General features: G+C 76.1%; 16 protein-coding genes. 11 read left to right on the top strand and 5 right to left on the bottom strand.

What is annotated here, in order from left to right; all coding sequences use genetic code 11:
• Positions 1-61: 61 nt before the first annotated feature.
• Positions 62-397 carry a hypothetical protein gene (locus ACI78R_RS06170; RefSeq protein WP_073422282.1) on the bottom strand — a complete coding sequence of 112 codons (336 nt, stop codon included), beginning with the start codon at positions 395-397 and terminating at the stop codon, positions 62-64.
• A gap of 133 nt (positions 398-530) precedes the next feature.
• On the opposite strand from ACI78R_RS06170, the gene ACI78R_RS06165 reads away from it, so the two are divergent.
• From ACI78R_RS06165 to ACI78R_RS06150, 4 genes are read left to right on the top strand one after another with little or no spacing between them, the layout of a single operon-like run.
• Positions 531-1,664 carry a baeRF2 domain-containing protein gene (locus ACI78R_RS06165; RefSeq protein WP_457040003.1) on the top strand — a complete coding sequence of 378 codons (1,134 nt, stop codon included), beginning with the start codon at positions 531-533 and terminating at the stop codon, positions 1,662-1,664.
• Positions 1,665-1,678: 14 nt separating this feature from the next.
• On the top strand, positions 1,679-1,936 hold the full coding sequence (locus ACI78R_RS06160) for a DUF2795 domain-containing protein (RefSeq protein WP_073422284.1): 258 nt from the start codon (positions 1,679-1,681) through the stop codon (positions 1,934-1,936).
• Positions 1,937-1,940: 4 nt separating this feature from the next.
• Entirely contained in the window at positions 1,941-2,171 is a 231-nt protein-coding gene (locus ACI78R_RS06155) for a hypothetical protein (RefSeq protein WP_073422285.1), read from the top strand.
• Complete coding sequence (locus ACI78R_RS06150; protein ID WP_083628965.1) at positions 2,168-2,569, top strand: acyl-CoA thioesterase; 402 nt, start codon at positions 2,168-2,170, stop codon at positions 2,567-2,569. The genes ACI78R_RS06155 and ACI78R_RS06150 overlap by 4 nt, the downstream gene beginning before the upstream one ends.
• A gap of 16 nt (positions 2,570-2,585) precedes the next feature.
• Here the strand turns inward: ACI78R_RS06150 and ACI78R_RS06145 are convergent, their stop codons facing one another.
• Positions 2,586-3,605: a LacI family DNA-binding transcriptional regulator gene (locus ACI78R_RS06145; protein ID WP_457040002.1), complete on the bottom strand. Its 1,020-nt coding sequence runs from the start codon at positions 3,603-3,605 to the stop codon at positions 2,586-2,588.
• A 161-nt stretch (positions 3,606-3,766) separates the two neighbouring features.
• On the opposite strand from ACI78R_RS06145, the gene ACI78R_RS06140 reads away from it, so the two are divergent.
• The 3 genes from ACI78R_RS06140 to ACI78R_RS06130 all read left to right on the top strand — a co-directional run bounded on the left by ACI78R_RS06140 (position 3,767) and on the right by ACI78R_RS06130 (position 6,203).
• A complete protein-coding gene (locus tag ACI78R_RS06140) occupies positions 3,767-4,954 on the top strand; it encodes an endo-1,4-beta-xylanase (RefSeq protein WP_457040001.1) in 1,188 nt (395 codons plus the stop codon).
• 13 nt (positions 4,955-4,967) lie between these two features.
• Positions 4,968-5,702: a polysaccharide deacetylase family protein gene (locus ACI78R_RS06135; RefSeq protein WP_457040000.1), complete on the top strand. Its 735-nt coding sequence runs from the start codon at positions 4,968-4,970 to the stop codon at positions 5,700-5,702.
• Between the two features lie 75 nt (positions 5,703-5,777).
• On the top strand, positions 5,778-6,203 hold the full coding sequence (locus ACI78R_RS06130) for a ChaB family protein (protein WP_073422290.1): 426 nt from the start codon (positions 5,778-5,780) through the stop codon (positions 6,201-6,203).
• On the opposite strand, the gene ACI78R_RS06125 is transcribed toward ACI78R_RS06130, so the two are convergent.
• Entirely contained in the window at positions 6,204-7,493 is a 1,290-nt protein-coding gene (locus ACI78R_RS06125; protein ID WP_457039999.1) for a M24 family metallopeptidase, read from the bottom strand.
• A 50-nt stretch (positions 7,494-7,543) separates the two neighbouring features.
• Entirely contained in the window at positions 7,544-8,701 is a 1,158-nt protein-coding gene (locus tag ACI78R_RS06120; RefSeq protein ID WP_457039998.1) for a diguanylate cyclase, read from the bottom strand.
• An 85-nt stretch (positions 8,702-8,786) separates the two neighbouring features.
• Between ACI78R_RS06120 and ACI78R_RS06115 the strand changes: the two genes are divergently transcribed.
• The 3 genes from ACI78R_RS06115 to npdG are packed head-to-tail and all read left to right on the top strand — an operon-like array spanning position 8,787 to position 10,205.
• Positions 8,787-9,257, top strand: coding sequence for a cupin domain-containing protein (locus ACI78R_RS06115; RefSeq protein WP_073422293.1), 471 nt, complete (start codon positions 8,787-8,789; stop codon positions 9,255-9,257).
• A gap of 60 nt (positions 9,258-9,317) precedes the next feature.
• On the top strand, positions 9,318-9,503 hold the full coding sequence (locus ACI78R_RS06110) for a hypothetical protein (protein WP_336033693.1): 186 nt from the start codon (positions 9,318-9,320) through the stop codon (positions 9,501-9,503).
• Entirely contained in the window at positions 9,504-10,205 is a 702-nt protein-coding gene (gene npdG / locus ACI78R_RS06105) for an NADPH-dependent F420 reductase (RefSeq protein ID WP_457039997.1), read from the top strand. It abuts the gene before it with no gap.
• On the opposite strand, the gene ACI78R_RS06100 is transcribed toward npdG, so the two are convergent.
• A complete protein-coding gene (locus ACI78R_RS06100) occupies positions 10,192-11,307 on the bottom strand; it encodes a glycosyltransferase (RefSeq protein ID WP_457039996.1) in 1,116 nt (371 codons plus the stop codon). The genes npdG and ACI78R_RS06100 overlap by 14 nt on opposite strands.
• 74 nt (positions 11,308-11,381) lie before the next feature.
• On the opposite strand from ACI78R_RS06100, the gene ACI78R_RS06095 reads away from it, so the two are divergent.
• A complete protein-coding gene (locus tag ACI78R_RS06095) occupies positions 11,382-11,759 on the top strand; it encodes a DUF2784 domain-containing protein (protein ID WP_457039995.1) in 378 nt (125 codons plus the stop codon).
• Positions 11,760-11,794: the final 35 nt, after the last annotated feature.

Raw genomic sequence — 11,794 nt, 5'->3', positions numbered from 1 at the left:
GGTGGGGGTGCGCGGCCTCCTGCGTGAGCGGGACCGCCCGGGTGCGGGACCGGTCAGCCCGTCAGCGCGGCTGGCCGGGGTTGGTCGGGTCGCCCTGCGACGGCGGGTTGATCTTCGGGCCGGTGGTCGCCTCGGACACCTTGGAGCCCCCGCTCGCGTGCGCCGGGTCGTCGGCGGCCGCGGCCGCCGGGTCACCGCCGGAGGGCTGCGCGCCCTCGTGCAGGGACGCCAGCCGGTTCTCCATGGCGGTGACGACCTGCAGGCGCCGGGCGTGGGAACGCTCGTAGTCCAGCAGTGTCTGCAGGCCGGTCGCGTCCAGCGTGCGGATCCGGGAGATCAGTCCCCCCACCGGCAGGTGGTCGTAGTCGGGCAGCGGCAGCTGGTCGTGCTCGGTCATGGGGCAGCGCCTACCCGTCCCCTCCCGTTCCGACACGGTGTGTGGGGGTGGGGCCGGTGGGTAGGCGGCGGACAGTGCGCGTCCCGCCGAGGACGCCGTCCCACCGATCCGCACCGAGGAAGTGGTCCCACCCATGGACGTGTCGTTCCTGGCACCCGTCTTCGACGCCGCCGGCCCCTACGCCACGGTGACCGCCGACGTCACGCACAACACCGAGAGCGCCGACACCGAGCTGGAGCTCAAGGTCCGCGCGGTCGCCGAGAAGCTGACCGAGCAGGGTGCGCCGGAGGCCGTCGTCGAGGCGGTGCGCGGCCGGCTGCTCGAGGGCAACGACGGCGGCGAGGCCGGCACCGTCCGCGGCCGCGCGGTCGTGGTGGCCGCCGACGGCACCGTCGTCTTCGACTCCCAGCTCGCCGACGTGCCGCGGCAGGAGCTCGCGCAGTGGTCGCCGACGCCGGACCTGCTGCCGGTGCTGCGCGCGCTGCCCGGCCGGATCCCGCACGTCGTCGTCCTCACCGACCGCACCGGCGCCGACCTCACCGTCGCGAGCCTCCCCGGGCACGCCGAGGAGGAGGAGACGGTGAAGGGCGACACCTTCCAGATCCGCAAGTTCCAGGGCGGCGGCTGGGCCCACCACCGGTACCAGCACAATGCCGAGAACAAGTGGGTGCACAACGCCGAGGACGTCGCCCAGCACGTGTCCTCGGTGGTCCGCCGGTTGCACCCACGCTTCGTGCTGCTCGCCGGTGACATGCGGGCCCGCCAGATCCTCACCGACCGCGCCAGCGACCTGTGGTCGGACCTCATCGTGTCCATCGACGAGGGCGGGCGGGCCGCCGGCGCCGACCGCGAGCCGGTGGAGCGCAAGGCCGCCGAGCTGGTCGCCGAGCACGAGGCTCGGGACGAGGCCGACGCCGTCGAGAAGATCAGCTCGGCCGGTGCCCACGGCCTCGCGGTGACCGGCACGGCGAACGTCGTGGAGGCGCTCCGCAAGGCCCAGGTGGAGACGCTCGTGCTCGCCGAGCCGGCCGACGACGAGGAGCTGCTCGTGGGCGGCTCGCCGCTGGAGCTCGGCGTCGCGCAGGCCGACATGGACGCCCTCGGCGTGCAGGAGGCGCGCTCGGTGCCGGCCACGAACGCGCTGCTCGCGGCCGCCGTCGCCAGCACCGCCGGCGTCGTCGTGGTCCCGCGCGCGGCCATGCCCGGCGACATCCCGGTGGCGGCGATCCTGCGCTACACCGACGACTCGACCCCCACCCCCCAGTAACGGAGGCAGCAGCCATGACCGACCCCCACCAGGAGGGCACGCCCGCCGGCACCAGCCCGGCCGACGTCGACCACCGCGCGGCCATCGCCGAGGCGCTCGGCAAGGAGGTGTGGCCCGCCGACCGCGACGCGCTCGTGGCCAAGGCGCAGGAGTCCAACGCCCCCGACCGCGTGCTCGGCGACCTGCGCCGCCTGCCGGAGGGCCAGACGTTCGAGAACGTGCAGGACGTCGCCCGGGCGCTGGGCATCGGCACCGAGCAGCAGCGGTTCTGACCCGGTGACCACCAACAAGGAGCCCAGCCCCGAGGCCCTCGCCAACGTCACCGAGCACAACATCGAGACGCGCGCGGACCTGCTGCCGGAGGAGGCGGCGGTGCGCGGCACGGGCATGGAGGAGGTCGCCGCCGAAGTGATCCTCGCCGAGTCCGAGGAGCGCACCGTGCACCCCGACCCCGACGACGCCCAGGGCGCGCACCGGCAGTCGGCGGAGACGGCGGACCTGCCCTGAGCGGAGGGGGCGGCGAGCCGCACGAGCACCCGGTCCAGCTGCGCTGGTCGGACACCGACGTGTTCGGCCACGTCAACCACGCCCGAGTGCTCGGGCTGCTCGAGGACGCCCGCCTGGCGATGGCCGACCCGTCGCCGGGCGCGGGGATCATCCTCGCCCGGCTGGAGATCGACTACCTGCGGCAGGTCCACTACCGGGTGGCCGAGCACCTGACGGTCACCAGCACGGTGACCCGGCTCGGCCGCAGCTCGATCGGCATGCGCCAGGACCTCACCCAGGACGGCGAGGTGGCCCTGCGCGCGGAGATGGTGCTGGTCACCTTCGACTACGCGGCCGACCGCTCGGCGCCCATGACCGAGGCGCAGCGGGCGTACTGGGCCCGCTGGCAGGTGGGCTGACCCCGCTCCGGCGGGGTCAGCCGGCCGGGGGAGCGGTGCTGTCCCGGACCACCAGGCGGGTGGCCAGCTCGATGCGCGGGGTCTCCACCGGCTCGCCGCGCACCATCCGCAGGACGGTGCGCGCCGCCAGCGTGCCCATCTGCGCGAGCGGCTGGTGCACCGTGGTCAGCGGCGGCGAGGACCACTGCGCCTGCGGCAGGTCGTCGAAGCCGACGACGCTGAGGTCCTCGGGCACCCGCAGGCCCCGGCGGCGCGCGGCCTCGTAGACGCCGAGCGCCATCTGGTCGTTGGCGGCGAACACCGCCGTCGGCCGGTCGGGCAGCGCCAGCAGGCGCTCGCCGCTCTCCGACCCAGAGCGGTAGCCGAAGTCGCCCTCGACGACGAGGTCGGGGTCGACGGCGACGTCGACCGCGCCCAGGCCGGCGCGGTACCCGTCCATCCGCGCGCGGCTGGACCACAGCGGGGCCGGCCCCCCGACGAAGCCGATGCGCCGGTGCCCGAGGCCGGTCAGGTGGTCGGTGGCGCTCAGGCCGCCGGCCCAGTCGGTCGCGCCGACGGTCGGGACGTCGAGGGAGGGCACGCCCGCCGGGTCGATCACCACGGCCGGCACCTGCAGGTCGCGCAGTTCCGACCCGAGCGCCGGGTCGAGCTCGCTGGTCACCAGGATGACGCCGTCGCTGGCGCGGGCGGCGAGGTTCTCCAGCCACGCGCGGGTGGCGCTGACGCGGCGGTGGATGGCCGAGACGACGGTGCCGACGCCCTCGGCGTGCGCGGCGTCCTCGACGCCGCGGATGATCTCCAGCGCCCAGGGGCTGTCGAGGTCGTTGAACACCAGGTCGACCAGGCGGGCGCGCTCCCGCGGACGGCCGCCGCGGCGCTGGTAGCCGTGCTCGCGCAGCAGCGCCTCGACCCGCTCGCGGGTGTGCGGGGCGACGTCGGAGCGCCCGTTGAGCACCCGGGACACCGTGGGCAGGGAGACGCCCGCCTCCGCCGCGATCGCCGCGATGGTGACGGCTCGGCCCTGACTCTCGGACACGCGTGCCTCCTGCCTCGGTGCTGGTCAGCCTAGGGCTGCCGCCTCCGGCACCGGCCGGACCCGGGGTCGGCCTTGACCCGTCCGGGTCGGGTTCGTAACGTGGCTCACGTTCCGGAACATTCCGAAAAGCAGAGTCGCTCCTCCCGGAAGGTCCTCCCCGCATGCGTTCCTCTCGCAACCGCACCCTCGCCCGCGGCGCCGTCGGGCTCGGGCTCGCGCCCCTCCTGCTGGCCGCCGCGGTGCTCCCCGCGTCGGCCGCGCCCGGCCCGCAGGGCCCGCAGGGCCCGCCGCCGCACGCCAACGAGGACCAGTCGTACGGCCAGGCCAAGAAGAACGGCCTGCGCACCGTCGCGCCCGACGACCTGGTCATCGGCACCGCGGCCGCCGGTGGCGGGCACCACGTCACGGCCGGCTACCCCGACCCGTTCACGTACGACCGGCAGTACCGGCGGATCCTCAACGCCGAGTTCAGCTCCGTCTCGCCCGAGAACCAGATGAAGTGGGAGTTCCTCGAGCCCGAGCGCGGCCAGTACAACTGGGGCCCGGCCGACGCGATCGTCGAGAACGCCGAGCGCAACGGCCAGGCCGTCCGCGGGCACACCCTGCTCTGGCACAGCCAGAACCCGGCGTGGCTCACCGAGGGCGTGGCCAGCGGCGAGATCGACGACACCGAGCTCCGGCAGATCCTCGAGGACCACATCCGGACCGTCGTCGGCCGCTACGCGGGCCGCATCGACCAGTGGGACGTGGCCAACGAGATCTTCACCGACGAGGCGACGCCGCGGCTGCGCCCGGAGAACTTCTGGATCCAGGAGCTCGGGCCGGGCATCATCGCCGACGCGTTCCGCTGGGCGCACGAGGCAGACCCGCAGGCGACGCTGTTCCTCAACGACTACGCCGTCGAGCACATCGGGCCCAAGAGCGACGCCTACTACGCCCTCGCGCAGGACCTGCTCGCCCAGGGCGTGCCGCTGCACGGCTTCGCCGTCCAGGCGCACCTGAGCTTCGAGTACTCGTTCCCGGCCTCCCTGCAGGAGAACTTGCAGCGCTTCGACGACCTGGGCCTGGAGACGGCGGTCACCGAGCTCGACGTCCGCATGCCGGTCGCCGAGGGCGGCCCGACCGAGGCCCAGCTGGAGCAGCAGGCCGACTGGTACCAGCAGGCGCTGGAGGCCTGCCTCGGCGTGGAGGAGTGCAACTCCTTCACCATCTGGGGCTTCACCGACAAGTACTCGTGGGTGCCCTACTTCTTCGAGGGCACCGGTGCCGCGAACGTCATGTTCGAGGACTACGAGCGCAAGCCCGCGTACTGGGCGCTGCACGAGACCCTCGCCGCGGCGCAGGACTGAGCGGGGGAGCGCGATGACCTCGAGGCGGACCCGCCTGCGCCTTCTCGCCGTTCCGCTCGCCGTCGGGGCGCTGCTGTCCGGCGCCGCCCCGGCGCTGGCCGGCGGCACCGGGGCGGGCCCCGGCCAGGGCGGCCCGGCCACCGCCGACGTCGTCACCACCACGCGGCTGGGCGGGCAGGTCGCCGCCCTGACCTTCGACGACGGACCGAACCCGCACGACACCCCGCGACTGCTCGAGGTGCTGGCCGAGAACGACGTCAAGGCGGTGTTCTGCCTCTGGGGTGACGTGGTGCGGCAGAACCCCGACCTGGTGCGGCAGATCGTGGCGGCGGGGCACACCCTCTGCAACCACACGATGCACCACGAGGACCTCGCCACCTGGACGCCGGAGGCCGTCCGGGCCGACCTCGAGGCCACCTCGGCGCTCATCCGTGAGGTGGTGCCCGGCGCGCCCATCCCGTACTTCCGCGCCCCGTACGGGTCGTGGGGGCAGAGCGCTCAGGTGGCCGCGGACCTGGGCATGCAGCCGCTGGGCTGGACGGTGACCATCGAGGACTGGGAGACCCAGGACGCCGACGTGCTCACCGAGCGGCTGGAGTCGCGGATCCGGGCCAACCCGGGCGCCGTCGTCCTGCTGCACGACGGGCCGGTGATGGACCGCAGCGGCACCGTCGAGGCGGTGGCGCGCGTCATCCCGGAGCTGCGGGCCGAGGGCTGGCGGTTCCACAAGCCCGACCGCCGGGGCTGAGCGACGGGCTGCCCGGCCGCACCCCGGCCGGGCAACCCGCCGTTCCGCGGCGTCGCGGCTGGGTAGGTCCGTCCCATGCCGAAGACGACGAAGAGCGGGAAGCCGAAGCAGGACGAGATCCCCAGCACCCTGCAGCGCTCCGACGAGAAGGCGCAGCGCACCTTCGCCAAGGCGCACGACTCCGCCGCGGAGAGCTACGACGGCGACGAGCAGCGCGCCAACCGGGTGGCGTGGGCGGCGGTCAAGCACACCCACGAGAAGGTCGGCGACCACTGGGAGCCGAAGGACCACAACGGCCCGTCCGACGCGCAGGCCGAGGGCGGCGCCGACACCGACCGGGAGACCAAGGGCGGCGTCGACGCCAACGCCACCAAGGAGCACCTCATGGACGTGGCGAAGCGGCTCGACGTGCACGGCCGGTCGTCCATGACCAAGGACGAGCTCGTCGACGCCATCCAGAAGGCGAGCGACCGCGAGACCCGCAAGGCGCGGGAGGGCTAGCTAGCCGGCGGGGAGCGTCCAGAGCTCCCGCTGCGGGGAGCCGAGGAACGCGGTGCCGGTGGGCGTGAGCTCCACGCCCTCCTCCAGCGCCAGGCGCACGCACTGGCCGCCCCACTCGCGCACCGGCACGCGCACGGCCAGCTCGAGGGCGAAGACGGTGGCCGGGCGCAGCACCCGCTCGCCGTCGCCGGGGACGCCGTCCTGCCGGTCCCAACGGCCGATCGCCGGGCCCGCGCCGTGCCCGTGCACGCCGACGGGGTGGGAGTAGACCTCCGCGTCGAGGCCCTCGGCGGCCGCGGCGGCGCGGGCGGCGGCGAGCACCTCGTCGCCGGTGCGCCCGGCCGCCAGGGCCTCGGCGGTGAGCGCGCGCACCCGGGTGCCGGCGGTCCAGGCCGCCTGCAGCCCCGGCGGCGGCGCCGTCTCGCCCTCCCGCAGCAGGTAGGCGCTGCGCTGCAGGTCGGTGGCCAGGCCCAGGCTCGCCAGGCCGGCGTCGCAGGTGACCAGGTCGCCGGGCCGCAGCACCGTGTCCTGGGGCAGCGCCGGCAGCGCGGTCCCGCCCTCGTCGGCCAGCGGGACACCGGCCCGCTGCACGGTCACGCCGGGGTGGAACCACGGCGGCACGCCGAGGTCGGCCAGCCGCTGGTGCACCGCCCACGCCAGGTCCGCGGCCGTCGTCGTGCCCGGGACGACGACATCGGGGGAGAGGGCGTGCGCGAGCACCCGGTCGGTGAGCCGGTTGAGCGCGTCGAGGGCGGCGACCTCCTCCGGCAGCCGCGTCTCCAGCCAGCCGACGACGAGGTCCTCCGCCGACACCACCCGGTCCGCCCACGGGCCGAGCGCCTCGGTGAGCGCGCGGTGCTCGGCCACCGACAGCCCGTCGGCCGCCGCGCAGCGGGCGGAGACGTCGACGCCGATCCGGCGCGGCGCGGCCTGCTCGACGATCCGCCGGACCGCGGACCACTGCCCGCCGTCGCCGGGCGCCCAGCCGGCCAGGAACTGGCCCACCGGGTAGCGGGAGACCGCGACGGGCGTGACGCCGTCGTCGCTGCGGTGCAGGACGAGGACGGTGCGCCGGCGCGCCGAGAGCCAGCTGGCCGGCAGCAGGGTGGCGAGCACCGGGTCCTCGTTGTTCTCCCGGCCGGTGACGATCCACAGGTCGATGCCGGCGCGGTCCATGAGCCCGGGCAGGAGGTCGAGCAGGCGCTGGGTCAGCCACCGGTCGCGGACGTCGGCCTGCTGCCGCAGGGGCAGCGGGACCGTCCGTGTCGGGTCCGGGACGACCAGCGTCATGTAGGACAGGGAAGCAGAGAAACGCCGTCCCCACCGGGTGGGACGAGAGGTCAGCCGGCGTCGGAGGGCAGCGCCGGGCCGGGGACCGTCGGCGGGTCGACCCGCTCGTCGCGCGGCGCGGGGCGGGGCCGCGGCGGCGCCGGCCACCCCACCCGGTCGCGGCCGCCCTGCTTGGCGGCGTACATGGCGGCGTCCGCCCGGTCCACCAGCCACCACAGCTCCGCGGCGGCGTCGTCGCCGTCGGCGGGGCGGGTGAGGGCGACGCCGATAGAGGCGGTGACGGCGTGCCCGTCCCCGGTGCGGGCGGCGGACACCGCGTGCCGCAGCCGCTCGGCGAGCCGGCCCGCCTCCCCGGGGTCGCCCACCAACCCGAGGACGACCATCTCCTCGCCGCCGAGCCGGGCCAGCACGTCGCTGGGGCGCACGCTGTGGCCGAGGGCGTCGGCCACCGCGCGCAGCACCGCGTCGCCGGCGGCGTGCCCGTGGACGTCGTTGACCTGCTTGAAGTGGTCGAGGTCGATCACCAGCGCGGCCACCCGCAGGCCCTCCCGGCGGGCGTGGCGCCACAGCCGCGGCGCCTGCTCGACCAGGTGGCGGCGGTTGGCCAGCCCCGTCAGCGGGTCGCGCTGGGAGAGCTCCTCGGTGGCCACGAGCAGCCGCTGCACGCGGCGGCGCAGCAGGAACACACCGGTGGCGACGACGTCGAGCATCCCGGCGTGCACCACGACCTGGACGGCGAGGTCGACCCGGTCGGGATAGCTGCCGGCCATGGCGACCAGCACCGACACCGGCGTGACCGCCAGCGAGACGGCGAACATCCAGCCGTCGAGGAACCAGGCGGCGGTGAGCGCGACGAACAGCAGCATCATCGGCGTCGCGTGCCGCACCGGGTCCTCGATGCACAGCGCGACCACGGCGTAGATGACCTCGCCGAGCAGCACCAGGCCGAAGGTCGACCAGCGGTCCACCCGGCGCCGCACCGCGAGCACGAGGGCGGCGAGCAGCAGCGTGGCCATGGTGAGGCCGTAGACCCAGCGCACGGTGCCCTCGCGGACGACGCCGTCGAGCGCGAGGTTCAGCAGGCCCATGCCGCCGCCGACCACCAGCAGCACCGCGAGCGCGAGGGCGGTGACCCGGTGGTCGGAGCCGGCGGACCCACCGGCGGCCGGCTGCGCGTCACCGGTGACGGAGCGTCGGTCGGAGGTCACGGCGTGAGGATGCCGCACGTCAGGGCCTCAGGGGGAGGTCGCGAGCGCGGTCCGCGACACGCCCGGCGGTGCCAGGCTCCCCGGCATGTCGCACCCCGACCCCGCACTCGTCGACCTCCGGCTGCTCGCCGACCACCCGCTGGCCGAGGCCGGCACCGCCGCCCTGCGGATGGTGGCCCCCGGGAAGGTCACCGCCGGCCGGTTCGGGCTGGTCGAGTACCGGCTCGGCCCGCACTCGCCCGGCGCCGCGCCGCACTACCACCAGACCTTCTCGGAGTCCTTCTACGTGCTCTCCGGCCGGCTGACCCTGCACGCCGACGGGGAGTGGCGCACCTGCGGTCCGGGCGACTTCGCGCTCGCCCACGAGCGCGGCGTGCACGGCTTCCGCAACGACTCCGACGAGCCGGCGTCCTTCCTCATCCTGTTCACCCCGGGCATCGCCCGCGAGGAGTTCTTCGCCGAGATGGCCGAGATGCGCCGTAGCGGCCGACGGCCCTCGCCGGAGGAGATGACGGCGTTCTACGCGCGGCACGACCAGGTGATGGTGGAGGGTTGAGCGCGAGGACCGGCTGGGCACGGCTCCTCGCGACACCCCGACACGAGGAGGTGCGCCGCGATGGCGCAGGGACCGTGGTTCTACTGCCTCAAGCACCACGCCGTGGAGACCCGTGACGGCTGCGCCGAGCGGCACCGCCTCGGCCCCTACGCGACGCGCGAGGAGGCCGAGCACGCGCTGCAGTCGGTGGCCGACCGCAACGAGCGCCTCGACGCCGAGGACCGCGAGTGGCGGGAGGGCGACTGAGTGACCTCCGCGGCTGCCGACCGGCCGGTCGACGACCTGCTCGTCGGGGTGCTCGGGGGCGCCGGTCCCCTCGGGCGCGGGCTGGCGCTGCGGCTGGCCGCCGCCGGGCAGCGCGTGTTGCTCGGCGACGCTGACGCCGACCGCGCCCGCGCCGTCGCCGCCGAGGTGGCGGGCCTCGCGTCCGCGGCCGGCGGCGGGGAGGGGTCGGTGCGCGGCGGGGCCGACGCCGACGTCGCCGGCGCGGCCGACCTCGTCGTCGTGGCGGTGCCCTTCGCCGAGCACGCCGGCGCCCTCCGCAGCCTGGCCGAGGCGCTGGCGGGCAAGGTCGTCGTCGACGCGGTGGTCCCGGTGGGCACCGACGACCTCGGCACCTACCTCGTCGACGTCGAGGAGGGCAGCGCCGCCCAGCAGGCCGCCGCGCTGCTGCCCGACTCCGCCGTCGTCGGGGCGTTCCACACCGTGCCGGTCGCGGCCCTCGCCGACCTCGCCCGGCCCACCGTGGACGCCGACGTGCTCGTGGCCGGCGACGACGCCGCGGCGACCGCCACCGCCCAGGCGCTCGCGGGGCGCCTGCCGGGGATGCGCGGGGTGTACGCCGGGCCGCTGCGCAACGCCCGCCACCTGGAGGCGATGGCCGTGGTGCTGGGCTCGGTCGACGAGCGGTACGGCGCGGCGGCGGGGCTGCGCGTCACCGACGTCTGAGGGCCCGCTCCAGCAGCGCGGGCGCCACCTCGGCGGGTGCCGGCATGGCGGCCATCTCGGCGGCCACCTCGCGCGCGGCGGCGGCCAGGGCCGGGTCGCCGGCCAGCCGCCGCAGGTGCGTGCCGGTCACCTCGCCGGGGTCGGCGGCCAGGCCGGCGCCGCGGGCGGCGAGCAGGTCGGCGTTCGTGCGGCGGTCGCCGGCGCCGCGGACCACCAGCTGCGGCACCCCGGCGGCCAGCGCGGTGAGCAGGGTCCCGGCACCGCCGTGGTGGACGACGCCCGCCGCGGCGGGGAGAACCTGGGGGAACGGCAACCAGCCCGTCGTGGTGACCTCGGGCGGCAGCGGGCGCCGGGTCGCCTCCCGGTCGGGGCGGACGAGGACGACGTCGAGGCCGGTGCCGGCGGCCGCGGCGGCGACGTCGGCCATCAGCCGGTCGCGGCCCGGCGTCGCCACGGTGCTCCGGCTGACCAGCACCCGCGGCCGCGGCCCGGGCTCGGCGAACCGCCCGTCGGAGGGCCGCTCGGGCGCCCACGGGACGAAGCGCATCGGCCGGCCCGCGCGCTCGCCCACCAGGCTCGGCGGCGCGGTGGTGACCACCTCCACCGGTGGCGGCACCCCGCCCAGCCGGCGGGCGCGGGCATGCACGCCGAGGGCCGCCTCGCGCAGGACGCCGGCGTCGAAGAGGTTGCCCTCGACCAGCACCGCGGGGACGCCGAGGCGGGCGGCGGCCTCGGCGCCGGCCGGGGCGAGCGGCTCGTGCACGACGAGGTGCGGCCGCAGGCGGGCGGCCAGCGAGACGACGCCGCGGGCGGTGCGGGCGCCGAGCCGGCCGAACAGCAGCCCGACGGCGTCGGTGCCGCCCCGGCCGGCCAGCTCCCGCCGGGCGAGCAGCGGGTGACGCAGCATCAGCGAGCCGAACAGCGGCCCGAGCCGCAGGCCGGGTGCGACGTCGGCCGGCGACAGCTCCGGCGGGCAGACGGCCAGGCCGTCGCCCGCGGTGGCCAGCACGACCTCGGCGCCGGCGTCGCGCATCGCCAGCGCGAGCGGGACCAGCGGCAGGACGTGGCCGGTCAGGGGCGAGGCGACGACCAGGACGCGCACGCGGTCAGGCTGGCCGCCGTGACCGGGCCGCACAAGGCGTTCCCCCGCGCTGCTGCGCACGCGACCATGGGGTCGTGCTGGTGCTGGCGGGCGCGGTGGCGGTGCTGCACGGCGCCGTGGTCCTGTTCATGCTCACCGGGTCGCTGCTGGCCCTCCGGTGGCCGCGGCTGGTGGCGCTCCACGCCCCGGTGGCGCTGGCCGTGCTCGCCGTCAACCTGGCCGGGGTGCCGTGCCCGCTGACCACGCTGGAGCTCGCGCTGCGGGCCGCCGGCGGGGCGGCGCCCTACGACGGCGGCTTCCTCGGGGAGTTCGTGTTCGGACCGGTCGGGCTCGACGTGCGCTCGGCCGCCGTCCAGGTGGGGATGTACGCCGTCGCGTTCGGCCTCAACGCACTCGGCTACGGCCTGCTGCTACGGCGCTCACGCCTCCAGCGCCGACCGCTGCACCGGTGACGTGCGGTTGCGGTGCATTCCCGGCCCGGGCCGCG

This window comes from Geodermatophilus sp. SYSU D01106 (genome assembly GCF_054049995.1).
The sequence above is the reverse complement of the archived record's forward strand: the minus strand, read 5'-3'. Positions and strand labels throughout refer to the sequence as shown.

What these genes read in the sequence shown, in the direction of transcription:
- ACI78R_RS06170 (WP_073422282.1), bottom strand. Translation starts at nt 397, where the DNA reads ATGACCGAGCACGACCAGCTGCCGCTGCCCGACTACGACCACCTGCCG.
- ACI78R_RS06165 (WP_457040003.1), top strand. Translation starts at nt 531, where the DNA reads ATGGACGTGTCGTTCCTGGCACCCGTCTTCGACGCCGCCGGCCCCTAC.
- ACI78R_RS06160 (WP_073422284.1), top strand. Translation starts at nt 1,679, where the DNA reads ATGACCGACCCCCACCAGGAGGGCACGCCCGCCGGCACCAGCCCGGCC.
- ACI78R_RS06140 (WP_457040001.1), top strand. Translation starts at nt 3,767, where the DNA reads ATGCGTTCCTCTCGCAACCGCACCCTCGCCCGCGGCGCCGTCGGGCTC.
- ACI78R_RS06135 (WP_457040000.1), top strand. Translation starts at nt 4,968, where the DNA reads ATGACCTCGAGGCGGACCCGCCTGCGCCTTCTCGCCGTTCCGCTCGCC.
- ACI78R_RS06130 (WP_073422290.1), top strand. Translation starts at nt 5,778, where the DNA reads ATGCCGAAGACGACGAAGAGCGGGAAGCCGAAGCAGGACGAGATCCCC.
- ACI78R_RS06125 (WP_457039999.1), bottom strand. Translation starts at nt 7,493, where the DNA reads ATGACGCTGGTCGTCCCGGACCCGACACGGACGGTCCCGCTGCCCCTG.
- ACI78R_RS06115 (WP_073422293.1), top strand. Translation starts at nt 8,787, where the DNA reads ATGTCGCACCCCGACCCCGCACTCGTCGACCTCCGGCTGCTCGCCGAC.
- ACI78R_RS06110 (WP_336033693.1), top strand. Translation starts at nt 9,318, where the DNA reads ATGGCGCAGGGACCGTGGTTCTACTGCCTCAAGCACCACGCCGTGGAG.